17 protein-coding genes are annotated in these 16520 nt (G+C 42.8%); 16 read left to right on the top strand and 1 reads right to left on the bottom strand.

From position 1 onward, the window contains the following. Positions 1 to 175 precede the first annotated feature (175 nt). The 4 genes from cysK to LY28_RS03320 all read left to right on the top strand — a co-directional run bounded on the left by cysK (position 176) and on the right by LY28_RS03320 (position 4371). A complete protein-coding gene (gene cysK, locus LY28_RS03335; RefSeq protein WP_110460755.1) occupies positions 176 to 1105 on the top strand; it encodes a cysteine synthase A in 930 nt (309 codons plus the stop codon). A 292-nt stretch (positions 1106 to 1397) separates the two neighbouring features. Beyond that, positions 1398 to 2297: a class I SAM-dependent methyltransferase gene (locus LY28_RS03330; RefSeq protein ID WP_242981142.1), complete on the top strand. Its 900-nt coding sequence runs from the start codon at positions 1398 to 1400 to the stop codon at positions 2295 to 2297. Positions 2298 to 2299: 2 nt separating this feature from the next. Then, positions 2300 to 3463, top strand: coding sequence for a trans-sulfuration enzyme family protein (locus tag LY28_RS03325; RefSeq protein ID WP_110460753.1), 1164 nt, complete (start codon positions 2300 to 2302; stop codon positions 3461 to 3463). Then, entirely contained in the window at positions 3460 to 4371 is a 912-nt protein-coding gene (locus LY28_RS03320; RefSeq protein WP_110460752.1) for a PLP-dependent cysteine synthase family protein, read from the top strand. Before LY28_RS03325 ends, LY28_RS03320 begins: the two co-directional genes overlap by 4 nt. Before the next feature lie 65 nt (positions 4372 to 4436). Here LY28_RS03320 and LY28_RS03315 read toward each other — a convergent pair whose 3' ends face one another. Then, entirely contained in the window at positions 4437 to 4874 is a 438-nt protein-coding gene (locus tag LY28_RS03315; protein ID WP_110460751.1) for an RrF2 family transcriptional regulator, read from the bottom strand. A gap of 300 nt (positions 4875 to 5174) precedes the next feature. Between LY28_RS03315 and LY28_RS03310 the strand changes: the two genes are divergently transcribed. From LY28_RS03310 to LY28_RS03260, 12 genes are all read left to right on the top strand, one after another. Then, the gene (locus tag LY28_RS03310) at positions 5175 to 6119 is read left to right on the top strand and encodes a LysR family transcriptional regulator (protein ID WP_110460750.1); all 945 of its coding nucleotides are present in this window, start codon (positions 5175 to 5177) and stop codon (positions 6117 to 6119) included. A 323-nt stretch (positions 6120 to 6442) separates the two neighbouring features. Continuing rightward, a complete protein-coding gene (locus tag LY28_RS03305; protein ID WP_110460749.1) occupies positions 6443 to 7285 on the top strand; it encodes a MetQ/NlpA family ABC transporter substrate-binding protein in 843 nt (280 codons plus the stop codon). 201 nt (positions 7286 to 7486) lie between these two features. Beyond that, positions 7487 to 8503, top strand: coding sequence for a methionine ABC transporter ATP-binding protein (locus tag LY28_RS03300; RefSeq protein WP_110460748.1), 1017 nt, complete (start codon positions 7487 to 7489; stop codon positions 8501 to 8503). 43 nt (positions 8504 to 8546) lie between these two features. Further along, a complete protein-coding gene (locus LY28_RS03295) occupies positions 8547 to 9146 on the top strand; it encodes a methionine ABC transporter permease (protein WP_110460873.1) in 600 nt (199 codons plus the stop codon). A gap of 34 nt (positions 9147 to 9180) precedes the next feature. Next, on the top strand, positions 9181 to 9714 hold the full coding sequence (locus LY28_RS03290) for a 2-oxoacid:acceptor oxidoreductase family protein (protein WP_165835477.1): 534 nt from the start codon (positions 9181 to 9183) through the stop codon (positions 9712 to 9714). Further along, positions 9711 to 10001: a 4Fe-4S binding protein gene (locus LY28_RS19030; protein WP_165835476.1), complete on the top strand. Its 291-nt coding sequence runs from the start codon at positions 9711 to 9713 to the stop codon at positions 9999 to 10001. Before LY28_RS03290 ends, LY28_RS19030 begins: the two co-directional genes overlap by 4 nt. Beyond that, a complete protein-coding gene (gene porA / locus LY28_RS03285; protein ID WP_110460747.1) occupies positions 10001 to 11188 on the top strand; it encodes a pyruvate ferredoxin oxidoreductase in 1188 nt (395 codons plus the stop codon). Before LY28_RS19030 ends, porA begins: the two co-directional genes overlap by 1 nt. Continuing rightward, a complete protein-coding gene (locus tag LY28_RS03280; protein ID WP_110460746.1) occupies positions 11164 to 12057 on the top strand; it encodes a thiamine pyrophosphate-dependent enzyme in 894 nt (297 codons plus the stop codon). Before porA ends, LY28_RS03280 begins: the two co-directional genes overlap by 25 nt. A gap of 12 nt (positions 12058 to 12069) precedes the next feature. After that, positions 12070 to 13401 carry a phenylacetate--CoA ligase family protein gene (locus tag LY28_RS03275; protein WP_110460745.1) on the top strand — a complete coding sequence of 444 codons (1332 nt, stop codon included), beginning with the start codon at positions 12070 to 12072 and terminating at the stop codon, positions 13399 to 13401. Between the two features lie 12 nt (positions 13402 to 13413). Next, positions 13414 to 14601, top strand: coding sequence for a pyridoxal phosphate-dependent aminotransferase (locus tag LY28_RS03270; RefSeq protein ID WP_110460744.1), 1188 nt, complete (start codon positions 13414 to 13416; stop codon positions 14599 to 14601). A 217-nt stretch (positions 14602 to 14818) separates the two neighbouring features. Further along, entirely contained in the window at positions 14819 to 15535 is a 717-nt protein-coding gene (gene spoIIR / locus LY28_RS03265) for a stage II sporulation protein R (protein ID WP_110460743.1), read from the top strand. Positions 15536 to 15749: 214 nt separating this feature from the next. After that, on the top strand, positions 15750 to 16442 hold the full coding sequence (locus LY28_RS03260) for an MgtC/SapB family protein (RefSeq protein WP_110460742.1): 693 nt from the start codon (positions 15750 to 15752) through the stop codon (positions 16440 to 16442). The last annotated feature ends 78 nt before the right edge of the window (positions 16443 to 16520 follow it).

Raw genomic sequence — 16520 nt, 5'->3', positions numbered from 1 at the left:
ACCTATAAAACATGTAGGTTATATAGGAAATAACCTTGGCCTAAGTTTTGAGAAAAGAGGAACACTATGTTAAGAAAATATTTTATTAAACGATGTTGATGCTTTTAACCTATAAACCAACGGAACATAATTAACTATCTGAATATTATATTTAATAAAGAAGGAGCGAATGAGCATGAAAGTATTTGACAGGATTACAGACCTTATCGGCGGAACGCCTATACTGAAATTAACAAATTATGGTAAACAAAGAGACTTGGGTGCTGCTATATTTGCAAAGCTGGAATATTTTAATCCCGCAGGCAGCGTGAAGGATAGAATTGCAAAAGCGATGATTGACGATGCAGAAGAAAAGGGTATACTAAAGCCTGATTCTATTATTATTGAACCGACCAGCGGAAATACAGGCATTGGTCTTGCGGCGGTTGCGGCCTCCAGAGGGTATAAAATTATTCTGACAATGCCGGAGACTATGAGCATTGAACGCCGTAATCTTCTCAAGGCTTACGGTGCCCAGCTTGTATTAACTGAGGGAGCAAAGGGAATGAAGGGTGCTATAGCCAAGGCACAGGAGCTTGCCGCTGAAAATCCGAACAGCTTTATTCCAAGCCAGTTTACAAATGAGGCTAATCCTACAGTGCACCGCAATACAACAGGTCCTGAAATCTGGCAGGATACAGATGGTAAGGTTGATATTCTGGTTGCGGGTGTAGGCACAGGAGGAACGGTTTCAGGAACAGGTGAATATCTGAAAGCGCAGAATCCGGGAATTAAGGTGGTTGCAGTTGAACCTGCCGGTTCTCCGGTACTGTCCGAGGGGACACCCGGACCGCATAAGATTCAGGGTATAGGTGCTGGCTTTGTACCTGATACATTGAATACGTCAATTTATGATGAAATAATTACCGTTGAAAATGAGGATGCTTTTGAGACCGGCAGAGTGCTTGCAAAGAAAGAAGGCCTGCTTGTGGGAATTTCTTCCGGAGCCGCTGTGTTTGCTGCCACAGAGTTGGCTAAGCGTCCTGAAAATAAAGGGAAAATTATTGTGGCTATTCTTCCGGATACGGGAGAACGTTACCTGTCAACTCCTATGTTTTCCGAATAAAAAATAAACCGAAACGGAGGTATGTGTGATGAAGATTCGAATGCGTAATTACATTAAAAATGTTATGAAAACCGGAATGATGTTTCGAACTTTAACCGGCCTCCCGATGTATTTAGGGTCCTGTTGTATAGTCTGCTGTAGCATTTCAGGAGGCGGACTGTATTACGGGCATAAGCTGTAAAGGTATAAGTTTAAAAACTCCGCCTGCCTTTGAGACTCTCCTGTGAGAGTGTGAAGGGTATTGCGGAGTTTTTTATATTTCAGGGATAATGAGGTGATTTATTTGATAGATATGAGAGAAAGTATGACGGCAAAGATTTGTTCGTTTGTCCGTGCATTCCATTCCAATTTATCTAAGCAGAAAATATTTGATGATTATCTTGCCTATGACATGATGGGCAAGGAAGAATACGAAGAAATAGGACAGCTGATTCAAAATGAATTGGGTATTAACCGTTCAGACCCGGATACAGGCTTCTGCGGAAAGGATTTATCTCCGCTTATTGACCAATATGTCGCTCCTATACCTCTTTCACGTATAGCATATGCGGAAAGGAAGCTTGAAAGCTTTGCAAAGCTGCATGGAGCCTGCCAGTATGTTATCTGCGGTGCGGGCATGGATACCTTTGCCTTCCGCAATGACAATCCGGACATATGTATATTTGAGCTGGATCATCCTGATACTCAGCGTTATAAGCTGGAAAGAATTGAAAGGCTTGAGTGGTCGATTCCTGAAAATGTCCGCTATGTTTCAATTGATTTTTCACAGGAGGATTTAGAAGAAACCTTGAGGGAAGCAGGCTTTAATCCCGATATTCCGTCGTTTTTTGCAATCCTTGGCGTAACCTATTATCTAACGCTTCCTGTGTTTGAGCAAACCATAACCAAAATTGCAGATTTGTCTGGAGAGGGTAATAGAATTGTATTTGATTATCCGGATGAAACGACCTTTTATGAAGATGCGGCTGAGAGGGTCCGCCTTTTGGCGCAAATTACCGCAAGGCTTGGAGAACCTATGGAACAAGGACTTTTATATGAGGATATAAAAACGGTGCTTGAACGCAACTCTTTTTCAGTTGAGGAGCATCTTGCTCCCGAAAGGATTCAGACAGTCTTTTTTCAGGACAGAAAAGACGGGCTTAGGGCTTTTGAAAACATACATCTGATATTAGCAGAGAAAGAAGGTAAATAATTATGTCAAACTATAAAAATATAGAGTCTGCCCTTGTACATGGCGGAATATACGGAGATAAGCATACGGGAGCTGTCAATGTACCGATTTATCAGACATCCACCTATCAGCAGGAAGGCTTGGGACAGAACAAGGGCTGGGAATACTCCCGTACAGGAAATCCCACAAGAGCGGCACTTGAGGCACTGATAGCAGAACTTGAGCATGGGGAAGCCGGGTTTGCCTTTGCCTCCGGCATGGCGGCGATTACTGCGGTACTAAGCCTTTTCAAGTCAGGAGACAGCGTTATTATTTCAAGTAATGTATACGGAGGAACCTTCCGCGTTTTGGATAAAATTTTCAGTAATTTTGATATTGGGTATTCTATTGAAGATACAACGGATATTGCTTCTCTGGATAAAAAAATCACTCCGCAGGTAAGGGCTATTCTTGTGGAAAGTCCGGCTAATCCTCTGCTGACAGTTACAGATATTGCCGCTGTTGCCGGAATAGCGAAAAAACATGGTATTATTTCAATTGTTGACAATACTTTTATGACTCCATACATTCAGAGACCTATAGAGCTTGGTGCGGACATTGTTATTCACAGTGCCACAAAGTATCTTGGCGGGCACAGTGATCTTATTGCGGGTCTTGTTGTCGTGAATTCCGGAAAACTGGCTGAAAAGCTGGCATTTATCCAAAATGCCACAGGCAGTGTGCTTTCTCCTTTTGATTCCTTCCTGCTTATCCGCGGAATTAAAACCTTGGGAGTACGGATGGATCGCCATGTTGAAAACGCTGAGAAGACAGCGGCTTATTTGGAGAAGCATAAAGGGGTAAAAAAGGTTTATTATCCCGGATTACCTGATGCACAGGGTTACCATGTCAATAAAAATCAGGCCAGGAACGGCGGTGCGATGATATCCTTTGAGCTGCATGAGAATTACGATATTTCAAAATTTTTCTCATCCTTAAAGCTGATTGCCCTTGCGGAAAGCCTTGGAGGTGTGGAAAGCCTTGTATGCCATCCTGCCAGTATGACACATGCCTCTATCCCTAAGGAAACAAGGCAAAAGGTCGGAATAACAGACAGCTTGATTCGTCTTTCAGCAGGTATTGAAAACATAGGGGATCTTATTTTTGACATAGAGCAGGCTATCAGCAAAAGCGAGGTGCAGCTATGAGCTATTATGAATCCATGCAGGAGCTGATTGGGCAAACGCCTCTGGTGAAGCTGATACATATTGATTTGCCAGAGGGTGTACAGCTGTTTGCCAAGCTGGAGCTTTATAATCCTTCGGGAAGTGTAAAGGATCGCATTGGCAAATATATGATTACCGATGCGGAGAAAAGGGGGCTTTTAAAACGGAATGGAACAATCGTTGAGGCAACAGCCGGAAATACCGGACTCGGAATAGCCTTTGCAGCACTGAACCGGGGCTACAAAATCATATTTGTTGTTCCCACAAAATTTTCTGAGGAAAAGCAAATCCTTATGCGTGCACTTGGAGCGGAAATTATCAATACACCGAGAGAACAGGGTATGCTTGGAGCAGCTGAAAAAGCGGAGCAGCTTCGTGCCTCCGTTCCAGGAGCGATATCTCTGGAGCAGTTCAAAAATCAGAGCAATCCGCAGGCGCATTATGAAACAACAGGGCCTGAGATTTACCGGGATTTAGGCGGACAGATAGATTATCTTGTTGCGGGTGCAGGAAGCGGAGGCACTTATACCGGTATTGTCCGGTACTTAAAGGAGCAGAAGCCGGATATTGTAGGTGTGCTTGCAGATCCGGAGGGTTCAACCATGGGCGGCGGCGAACATGGTGACTATGATATCGAGGGAATAGGTAATGATTTTGTCGCCGATACCATGGATATGGCTTTAGTGGATAGAGTTATCAAGGTCACCGACAATGAAGCCTTTACATATTCAAGGCAGCTGGCGGAAAGGGAAGGTATTTTTGCGGGTTCTTCCTCCGGCGCGGCAGTCAGTGCGGCAAAAAAGCTGATTGAATCGGGAGCGCGGGGGAACATAGTTGTTGTTTTGCCAGACCGCGGCGACCGCTATTTCAGCAAGCACCTGTATATCTGATAAAGGAAAAGCAGAAAGCCGGTTCTTGTAAAGCCGGTTTTCTGCGGATATAAAATTTTCTTCTGTTATATTATATAGTCATTGGTATATCGTTCATTCTGCTGATCAAGGATATCCTGTAAGGTAATACCGTCAAGATATTCATTAATTACCTTGGAAAGACCCTGCCATATGGGAAGTGTAGGGCATTCTCCGCTGCGCTCGCATTGATTCGGCATCTGATCCATACAGGCAACCGGAGACAGGCCGCCTTCAGTCATACGCAGTATTTCGCCCACAGTATATTTGTCAGGTGCTTTCGCAAGCTTGTAACCTCCCTGAAAGCCACGGTTTGTTTGAAGAATATCAGATTTATTCAGTATAGGAACAATCTGCTCAAGATATTTCTTAGATATGTTTTGACGCTTAGAAATATCCTTCAGCGAAATAAATCCGGTATTGTTGTGCTGGGCTAAATCAAGAAGCATACGAAGAGCATAACGTCCTTTGGTTGATATTTTCATTTTAAGACACCTCATTTCATTGTCCTATAATACCATATAATTAGTAGGCTTTCAAGAGAGGTCTATTTTAAGGCACTTCATTTGCACTGCCGGAGAATTGATTCAGGCACTTCTGACTATACATATGCATTATAAATATATAAAAAGCCATTTGACATATTCCCAATTTTGTAGTACCTTATAATCTATAATACACATATGAATGATAGGCTTTTGAAATATTTTTGCAGCTTATGAAACCTCACTAAACTACCTATAACAATGCACACAACACTGAAAATAATAAAAGGAGGCGATGGAATGACGCTGCAGCAATTATATTACGTAGTAATAATATCTGAAACCGGCTCGCTGAATAAAGCGGCAGAGGTACTATATATCGCACAACCGTCACTGTCGAGTGCAATTAAGGAGTTGGAAAAAGAATTAGGTATCGTTATATTTCACCGCAGCGGAAAAGGAGTATCTCTTACAAATGACGGGGCTGAATTTATTTTACATGCAAAGCAGCTTTATTATCAGTATGAGACGCTTTTGGAGAAATACGGGAGGTCCGGTACCTTAAAAAAGAAATTCGGTGTTTCCACGCAGCACTATTCCTTTGTTGTTAAAGCCTTTGTCGAAATGGTAAAGGCCTATAATACGGCAGAATATGAATTCGCTATCAGAGAGACGAGAACGAGGGAAATTATTGAGGATGTCAACACCTTGAAAAGTGAGATTGGTATCCTGTATTTAAGCGACTTCAACCGTAAAATTATTACAAAGCTTCTGAATACAAACAATCTTGAATTTCACAAGCTGATAGAGTGCAATGCGTATGTTTATTTGTGGAGAGGGCATCCTCTTGCCGAATATAAGTCTATTTGTTTTTCCCAGCTGGAAAATTATCCATGCCTGTCTTTTGAGCAGGGAGACAACAGCTCCTTCTATTTTGCGGAGGAAATACTCAGCACGAATGAATATCCGCGGACAATCAAGGCAAATGACCGCGCCACCATGCTTAATCTGATGATTGGATTAAACGGCTATACTCTTTGCTCAGGGATAATCTGCGAGGAATTGAACGGAACGGATTTCATCACCATTCCGTTTGAGGCGGATGTTGAGCATGAAAACAGTACAATGGAAATCGGATATATTGTGAAAAAGAATATGCTGCTCAGTGAAATGGGCAGGCTTTATATTGAAGAAATTAAGCATTATCTGCAGCCAGGAAGCGAAAGCATTGGACAGGATGCCTGAAGGTGTTATATGGACTTGGGTTCTCTATAGGATAAATCTATAACCTATAATACCTATAGGGTATTAGACAAAACGATTTTCACATGTTAATCTCTTGATAAGAAATTCAAGGGGGTAAGGATATGACAAATTTCGCTATTGAAAAACAAAGCACATGTGCGATGAGATATAAGGGCAGCTGCAGCATGCGGTGCCGTATGTTCCGAATGTGAATTGAAGGCTACAGTCTTTGGAAGCCGAAATAAAAAGGCTTCTGTATTTGTATAATATTAAAAATGAAGAAAGGAACTGCGGTTAAAAATCAGATCGCATGGTGATTTATAATGAAAAAGAAAATTATAGCCGGTTTACTCGCATTAACATTGATACTGCCATTTACTGCTTGCTCTGAGAATATAGAAACAGCTTCTAAAGCCTCCGGTTCAGAAAACACAACAACACTGAAAGTTGGATTTTGCCCCGGACCTTACGGTGATATGTGGAAAACAGCCATTGCACCTCAATTAGAAAAAAAGGGATATAAGTTTGACTATGTGGAATTCAGCGATTATGTCCAGCCTAATAATGCCTTGGCAAACAAAGAGATTGACGTTAATTTGTTTCAGCATTCAGTATACCTCAAAAATTTTTCCGATGAGCATAAGCTTGAATTAAGCCTTTTGACAGAGGTTCCGACAGCAGGCATGGGCATATGGTCGAATAAAGCTGACAGCCTTGACAAGACAGCGGATAATGCGACTGTTACTATTCCAAATGATGAGACAAATCAAGCCCGCGGTCTTCGTGTGCTGGAAGCAGCCGGACTTATTACGCTTAAAGCTGATATTGACAAATCCAAGGCTACGCCGGAGGACATTGACAAGAATCCGCATAATCTGAAAATTGTTCCCACAGAAGCCGCACAGCTTCCCCGTACATTGGACAGTGCCGATCTTGCCGTTATTAACGGAAATTTTGCAATCAGTGCCGGGCTTGACTTTGCAGACGCCTTATATAATGAGGTTCTGGCCGAGGGCTATGTTAATGTGATTGCAGTGAGAACAGAGGATATTGATGGCAAATTTGCTGCCGACATAAAAGAAGCGGCTACAAATGACACCTTTAAGTCCGTAATTGAGGATAAGGAAGGACAGTTCTATACATTCCAGAAGCCTAAGGGCTGGTAATAAAGAAATAAGAATATAAAGATACAAGGATACCGTAGCAGGAATGGCAAGGATACATTGCTTCCTGTTAAGGTATCCTTCGTTATAAGCTGTTATAGTAAAATTATATATAACATGATTTGAAAGGACAGCTTTAAAGAAGCGTATCGCCACAGATGCCTTATCAAATTTTTATGCCGATGCTTGGCGTGGAGGTTAGTTATGATTCGATTTGAAAATGTAAGTGTGAGCTTTCCGCAAAAAAACGGTCAGCTGCACGCGGTAAATAATGTAAGCCTAAGTATTGGCAAGGGTCAGATATACGGACTGATAGGGGCCAGCGGTGCAGGCAAAAGCACACTGCTGCGTACGGTCAACCTTCTTGAACGTCCGACAGCAGGCAGGGTATATGTAAACGGAGAGCTTATAAATGGTCTTCGCGGCAAAGCACTCCGGCAATATCGCCGGAATATAGGCATTATCTTTCAGCATTTTAATCTTGCCGCGAACAAAACAGTCCGCCAAAATATAGAATTTCCGTTAAAGGCGGCTAATATGCCGAAGCCCCAGATTAAACAAAGGGTTGACGAATTGTTAAAGCTTGTGGGCCTGAGTGATAAGCATGATGCCTATCCTGCAAAGCTGAGCGGCGGGCAGAAACAGCGTGTAGGAATAGCACGTGCTTTGGCAAACAATGCGAGCATATTGCTGTGTGACGAGGCCACCAGTGCTCTTGATCCTGAAACAACAGTATCTATATTAAAATTGCTTGAGGATATCAATAAACGGTATGGCATTACAATCATTATCATAACGCATGAAATTGATGTTGTGAAAGCCATCTGCACAAAAATGGCTGTTATGAATTCAGGCAGTGTTGTGGAATATGGAGATGTAATTGATATTATATCTAAGCCGAATAATAATTTTACAAAAAAGCTTATTTCTTATGCGGAAAATTTTGAGCTGCCTGCAGAAATAATAAATATATTTGGCAAGGAAAGCATTGTAAAAATTACTTATCTGGGAAGTGAGGCAACAGAGCCAATCCTCTCCAATGCAATAAAGGAAAATAATGTTGATATAAGTATTCTTCACGGTAAAATTGACTACATTGATTATACTCCGGTCGGAACGCTGATTGTAAGTGTCAAGGGCGAAGACTCGGATGTGCGGAATGCGATTGAGTATATAAAAAGCAAAACATTGCGGACGGAGGTGGGAGCAAGTGAATTTTGACATACAGAAGGCACTTATTTCAGCACTTAGAGAAACCTTGTATATGGTTTCATATTCACTGGTAATATCCATATTATTTGGAGGTCTGATAGGCTTGTTTTTATATGTGACTACAACAAAGCTGTTTTTTAAAAATATGGTTGTCAATCAGATTTTCGGAGCCGTTGTTAACATACTCAGGTCTATTCCCTTTATTATCCTGCTGGTTTTATTACTTCCGGTAACAAAGGTGATTGCAGGAACTACGATTGGTCCGGAAGCAGTTGTCGTACCTTTGTCAGTAACGGCAGTGGCCTTTTATGCCAGACTTTCACAGGCTGCGTTCTCTGAGGTTGATAAAGGGGTTCTGGAGGCAGCCAGCGCATGCGGTGCACATCCGCTGAAGATTATTTTCGGTATTTTACTGCCGGAAGCGAGAGTGGGGCTTATAAATGGGATTACGGTAACAACCATCTCTCTTATCGGGTATTCTGCAATGGCGGGAATCGTCGGAGGAGGCGGAATAGGGGATCTTGCAGTCAGATATGGCTATCAGCGTTATGAAACGGAAGTCATGTTTGCCTGTGTAATAATACTTGTTGTAATTGTGCAGCTTATCCAGCTTGCAGGAGACTCTGCCGCAAGAAGAGCTGACAAAAGATAGCTGATGGCTGGTGAAAAAAATGGGGGTTTTGCTAATGAAAATAATAAGATGGCACGGCAGAGGAGGGCAGGGCGCATTTACAGCTGCGAGGCTGCTTGGAGCCGCATATTCCTCGGGAGATAACAGGTATGCGCTTGCTTTCCCTTCCTTTGGGCCGGAAAGACGGGGTGCGCCGGTTCAGGCTTTTACAAAGCTGGACAGCAAGCCTATTGGAGATAGAAGCGAAAGTGAAAAAGCGGATTATAGCATATTTCTTGATGACACATTATTTTTTGATGCCGTATTTTCTGAACTTAAACCGGAAGGTAAGATTCTGCTTAACACTAAGCAGGCGATTAATAATGAACGTATTATAACTCTGGACGGAGATGCCATTGCTGCTGAAATTCTGAAGCTGCCCATAACCAATACCATTATGCTTGGCGCCTTTGCCGCAGTCTACGGAGGAATCACGCTTGACAGCATTGAGGAAGCCATAAGGGGGAATATGCCTGAAAAGCTTCATAAGAAGAATATTGCCGCTGTTAAGGCTGCTGCGGAAGCTTTAGGAACGGAGGCTGCCCTATGAAACCGTTTTTAAGAAAGGAAATACCGGCAGCACTGTCGGAGCTCCCTGATGCAACTGCCTACGAAGCAGGATATCTGGTGACAAAAAATGCAGGATGGCGGAATGTAAGGCCGGTAATTGAGCTTGATAAATGCACGGGATGTCTGCAGTGTTATCTCCATTGTCCCGATGGCGTAATTTTTAAGGATAAGGGAAAGGTTGCTGTTGACTATGACTTTTGCAAGGGCTGCGGTATTTGTAAAAAGATATGCAAATACGCGGCAATAAGAATGGAGGCGGAAAAATAATGGGAAAATGTTTTTTATCGGGTAATGAAGCCTTTGCTTATGGAATATGCCTTGCGCGCCCGCAGGTCATTTCCGCTTATCCCATTACGCCGCAGACCATTGTTGTGGAAAAGCTGTCTGAGCTGGTAGAGGACGGCAGCTTGAAAGCAGAGTTTATTCATGTGGAATCGGAGCATTCGGCACTTTCGTGTGCGATTGGAGCCTCGGCGGTTGGTGCGAGGACATTTACCGCTACCTCGTCACAGGGGCTTTTATATATGGCGGAATGTCTTACCTATGCCTCCGGCGGAAGATTTCCCATTGTTATGATGAATGCTAACCGTTCTACTGCCTTGCCGTGGAATATTTACGGTGATCAGCGCGATTCTCTGTCCCAGCTGGACTGCGGCTGGATACAGGCTTATGCGGAAAATGCACAGGAAAGCCTGGACTTAGCACTTATGAGTTATTACGTAGCTGAGCACAGGGAGGTGTCTGCGCCTTTTATGGCAAATCTGGACGGCTTTGTTTTAACACATACCTATGAGGTGGTAGAGGTTCCGGCAAAGGAACAGGCGGACAGCTTTCTGCCTCCGTTTGTGACAGAGAACAAAATGGATTTCGGACATCCCAGAAACCTTGCTTTTTCGGCTGGCCCTGAGCATAATACGGCCTTTAAATACAAAGAGCATATAGGACTTCTTAATGCTAAAAAGGTAATTGCAGAGGCGGAAGAAAAATTTGCCCGGATTTTCGGCAGACAGTATACGGGGCTTATCGAAAGCTATCGTACGGAAGATGCAGATTATATTCTCATTACACTTGGGAGCATAGCGGGACTTGTAAAAGAAAAGGTTGACAAACTGCGTGCCGAGGGAAAGCGGGTAGGGCTTATACGTTTGCGCTACATACGTCCGTTTCCGAATGAAGAGCTTGCAGGGGCTTTAAAAAACGCAAAGGCTATAGCTGTTCTGGAAAAGGATGTTTCCTTCGGGAATGAAGGTACGGTTTTTACCAATGTAAATTCTGCCTTGCATAAGGCAGGAATATCCATTGCCTCCTCAAATTATATCGGAGGGCTTGGAGGGAAAAATATTTCAGAAGCAGATATTGAGAAAATTTTTGAAGAGCTGAAAGAGGAAAAAACGACTATTCAGTTTTTAGGGTTGGGAGGTGCAGAGAAATGGGTTTATCCGCAAGGACTTTAAACGAGGAAGAATTTTTTTACGGTCATAAGGCTTGTGCAGGCTGCGGCGGCAGCTTGGCAGTCAGAATTGCCCTGAAGGTTTTGGGAGAACGCTCTGTAGCGGTACTTCCCGCAGGCTGTATGTCGGCGGTGGGCTTCAATTTTCCGCAGTTATGCTTCGGAAATAATGCAATAATTTCCACATTTGCAGGTACAGCCTCAATGCTGACCGGTGTTGAGGCAGGACTTCGCGCTCAGGGAATTGATAATTTTCATGCGGTAGGCTTCGCCGGTGACGGAGGAACTGCGGATATAGGGATACAAGCTCTTTCCGGAGCTATTGACCGTAACGACGATATCATATATATATGCTATGACAACGAGGCATATATGAATACCGGTATACAAAAAAGCTCCCTTACGCCGTTCGGAGCAAAGACAACGACAACACCTGCCGGCTCAAATATCAGGGGAAATCTCAGGCCTAAAAAAAACATGTTTGAGATTGTTGCCGCTCATGGCATTCCCTATGCGGCCACTGCCAGCATAGGCTATTTGAATGACTTTATGCGCAAGGTGGAGAAGGCTTCAAAAATCAAGGGTACAAAATACATTCATATCCTCGCGCCGTGTCCTACAGGTTGGGGCACTGCCACAGATGAAACGGTTGAAATTGCAAAGGAAGTTGTAGAATGCGGACTGTGGTATCTGGCAGAATATGAAAACGGAGGATTCACACTAAATTATAGGCCAAAGGAATTTACTGATGTAGCAGCATATCTGAAAAAACAGAGCCGTTTTAAGCATCTGACAGAGGAAGATATTCAAACTGTCCGGTACTCCCGTGATGCAAAGTGGGAAGCGATTTATAGGAATTTTAAAATCATTTAGGAGGATACGATAATGAGTGAGAAAAAATATTGGAACGAAGAACTTGAAACCATGCCGAGAGAAGAGCTGGAAAAATGCCAGCTTGAAGACCTCAAGGAAATTATAAATTTTGCTTATGAGAATGCACCGTACTATAAGAGGTCATTTGATGAAGCCGGAGTGAGACCGGAGGATATTCATGAGCTTTCAGATATTCAGAAGCTTCCTTATATTGATAAAAAAACCCAGCGTGACACTCAGGGAGTAGGTTCGTTTTTAGGTGAGCTGTGTGCCGTGCCCGAGGAAGATGTAATTTTTATTTCTACCTCCTCCGGCTCTACCGGTGTTCCTACAATGAGTCCCTTTACAAAAAAAGATTTTGATGAGTTTCAGGATACAGAAAGCCGCTGGTTCTGGCAAGTTGGCATGAGGCCGAAGGATAGATATGTCCATGCATTGAATTTTTCTTTGTATGTAGGCGGTCCTGATGTAATCGGGGCACAGAATCTCGGAGCCTTGTGCATATGGGGCGGTACACTTCCAAGTGAGAGATTGCTGTTTGTTCTTAAGACCTACCAGCCCACTATTATCTGGACCAGTCCATCCTATGCATGGTATCTGGGAGAAACTGCAATCAAGAACGGAATTGATCCGAAAAAGGATTTATCCATAAAAAAAATAATTGTGGCCGGTGAGCTGGGAGGCTCTATTGATTCTACCCGCAAGGCAATTGAAGAGCTGTGGGGAGCGGAGGTATACGATTTTTACGGACTTTCTGATATATTCGGTGCCTGTGCGGCAATGTGCGAGGCAAAGGATGGCTTGCATATTGCTGAAAACCATATTCTTGTAGAAACAGTAGATATTCATACCGGCGAGATATTGAAGCCGGGAGAGATAGGAGAGCTTGTGTTTACAACCCTGCGTAAGCATGCAAGGCCTCTTATCCGTTTCCGTACAGGGGATATAGGCTGGATTGACAATACTCCCTGCTCCTGCGGACGTACTCACGGCAGAATCCATATCAGCGGAAGAAAGGACGATATGTTTATTGTATCAGCTGTAAATGTATTCCCAAGCGATATTGAAGCTGTTGTTCGCGAGCTGGGAGGAATAACCGGTGAATACCTCATCCGCATTTTTGAGAAGGACTATACCTGCAAATATGCGGTGGAAATTGAGAGAAATAATGATAATCCAGAAACGGATGAGGAAATATCCGCAAAGGTATCTGCCGCACTGAAGGCAAGAATCGGTGTGAAGCCTTCGGCTGTTATAGTGCATCCGGACGGAGGACTGAATACCCGTTCCGAGCACAAGTCGAGAAGAATTATCGACGAGCGCGGGCAGACTTACAATATTTAAGGAGGTGGGACTATGCCTGAGCTTTCAAAAAGAACAGAAGCCTTTACCGATTCGGTAATCCGCCGTATGACCAGAGTATCCTTAAAATATGGTGCGGTCAACCTCTCTCAGGGGTTTCCGGATTTTGAGCCTCCGAAGGAGATTCTTGACCGCTTGTCGGAGGTATCAAACGAGGATTACCATCAGTATTCCATAACCTGGGGTTCCCAGAATTTCCGTGAGGCATTGGCAGTCAAGCAATCACGTCTTATGGGCCGGAAGATTGACCCTAACGGTGAAATTGTGGTCACTTGCGGCAGTACAGAAGCCATGATGGCTGCAATGCTGACAGTAACTAACCCGGGAGACAAGGTAATCGTTTTTTCGCCGTTTTATGAAAATTATGGTGCGGACGCTATACTTTCCGGTGCCGAACCTATTTATGTGCCTCTTTATCCTCCGGAATTTGAATTCAGCCGGGATGAGCTGGAGAAGGCTTTTAAGCAGAAGCCGAAGGCATTAATCCTCTGTAATCCGTCAAATCCCTGCGGTAAGGTTTTCTCTTATGAGGAACTGAGGTTAATTGCGGAGCTGGCCGAGAAATATGATACCTTTGTCATCACTGACGAGGTTTATGAACATATTGTTTACAAGCCTAACAAGCACATTTATTTCGCGTCCCTTCCCGGTATGTGGGAGCGTACTGTATCCTGCAGCTCGCTTTCTAAAACCTATTCCATTACGGGCTGGCGGTTGGGGTATATTATTGCGCCGCCTTATATCGCGGCTGCGGCAAAAAAGGTGCATGATTTTCTGACAGTCGGCGCAGCTGCTCCTTTGCAGGAGGCGGCTGTCACAGGTCTTAAATTCAGTGATGGCTATTATGAACAGCTTCTGGATAAATATACAGCTAAACGCGATTTGTTCCTCAAAGGGCTGGAGGATTTGAATATTAATTATACTGTACCGCAAGGAGCATATTACATTTTGATTGATATTTCGGAATTTGGTTTTGACAGCGATCTGGAATTCTGCGAAACGCTTGCCCGTGATGTCGGTGTTGGAGCTGTTCCGGGCTCAAGCTTTTTTCGTGAAAATGTGAATCATCTGATACGGCTGCATTTCGCAAAAAGGGACGACACATTATTTGAAGCATTAAACCGTTTATCCGGTTTGCGCAAAAAAATTCCGCCACGCAAAGCCAGTCGGTTCTATAAATAAAGATATTTCAGTTAAAAATCCGCTCAAGCTGCATTTCAAGCGGATTTTTAATTGAAACATGCATAAAGGCAGGTGTTCGGCTTTATGCTGATATTATGCACTTCGGGCTCATAAAAATTTTTCTTGTTTTGTATAATTGCTTGCATAATTGACAATAATTAAATGTGAAACCTTATTTGTCAATTTTTTAAAGCGGGGAATTTGGAGGGGATATTTTATGAGCAAGGGTGTTTTATTTTTAAAGACTGACACATCAAGTAAAATATGGGAAAACATAGCGAAGATATTAATTGCCGCATTAATTTTATCGGTACTTGCTGCATGGGTGATATCAAGCAGCTATGCAGAGAATGTAAATGCAGGATTGTCGCAGAATCTTGTAAGGCTTCATGTAATTGCAAACAGCGATTCAAAAGAGGATCAGGCATTAAAGCTCAAGGTTCGTGATGCCATAATTGAGTACATGAAGGGTAAGCTTGCAGCTTCAAATGATATAAACGAAACAAGGACTATCATAAATAATAATTTAAAAGATATAGAAAAAATATCAAACGAAGTAATAATACAGAATAACAGAAAATATACCGCTAAGGCTATGATGGGCAATTATGATTTCCCTACAAAGGTATACGGGGATGTGGCTTTACCGGCAGGTAATTATGAGGCTCTAAGAGTTGTCATAGGAGAGGGAGCAGGTGCAAATTGGTGGTGTGTGTTGTTTCCGCCGCTATGCTTCTTTGATGCTACACATGGGGCAATACCGGACTCTGTGAAGGGCAGTCTGAAAAATTCGCTTTCTGCTGAAGAATACAGGCTTATTACTTCCGTGGACAATGATGAAGATATACCTATTAAAATAAGATTTAAAGTTGTTGAATTCCTGCAGGGCTCAAGGATAAAGTTCACAGGTGCAATCAGCAGAATGTTCGGATAAGTCTGAATATTGCGGAGCTTGTCAGGCAATAGCATTAATAAAAAAATACTTTTTTATAAAACGCGCAAAGAGCTGTATGGTTATAATACTATACGGTTCTTTGCCGTTAATGTAGCATATCCGGGCAAATATTGATATAATAATATAAATAACACATACAGGGGTTCTTTAGACTCTTAAATTTTTGCCTGAATTTGGCGTGGAGGTTTTTATAATGTGGCTGTTTAATGCATTTTGGGGTCAAGCGGAATTCTATTTCTCAATTATAATCAGACTGCTTGAAGCTTGTCTGCTGGGCGGAATTATAGGCTTTGAAAGAGAGCATCTGCACAGGCCTGCGGGATTCCGGACGCATATACTTGTATGCGTGGGCTCGGCATTAGTCATGATTACTTCAGAATTTATATATAAAAAATTTTCTCCGAATGTTAATGTTGACCCTGCAAGACTGGGAGCTCAGGTTATCAGCGGAATAGGCTTTCTGGGAGCGGGAACAATAATAAAAGAGGGTATAAATGTAAAGGGATTAACAACAGCAGCCAGTCTATGGGCTGTCTCCTGTATAGGAATAGCAGTAGGCATCGGGTTTTATTCAGGTGCCTTTATAACAACAATTATCATCTTTTTAACTTTGGTGGTGATAAGAAAAGTCCAGAGAAGAAGATCTTCCCAAAGAGATGTAAGATTGTGCATTCATACGCTGATAAAAAGAGGAGAAGCGAGACAGCTTTCAAGCATTATTGAAGAATTCGGAGCAACAGTGCTGGACACTGAATTTGTAAGCAGTGAGCGTGACGGAGAAATCATTTTACGCTACAAAATACAGATGCCGAACGAAGTTCCGCTGATAGAGCTGATTGAGGCAGTGCTTTGCCATAATACTGTCAGGCGTGTGTATGAGGAGTAATTGAGGAATTACGGGTAATATTCATATTATTTTAAATACAATTATCTTGTACTATTTCTGTGTTCTCATGAATAGAAA

Origin of the sequence: Ruminiclostridium sufflavum DSM 19573 (assembly GCF_003208175.1) — a bacterium.
Classification (GTDB): Bacteria; Bacillota; Clostridia; order Acetivibrionales; family DSM-1351; genus Ruminiclostridium; species Ruminiclostridium sufflavum.
This window is presented reverse-complemented; position numbering and strand designations above follow the sequence as displayed.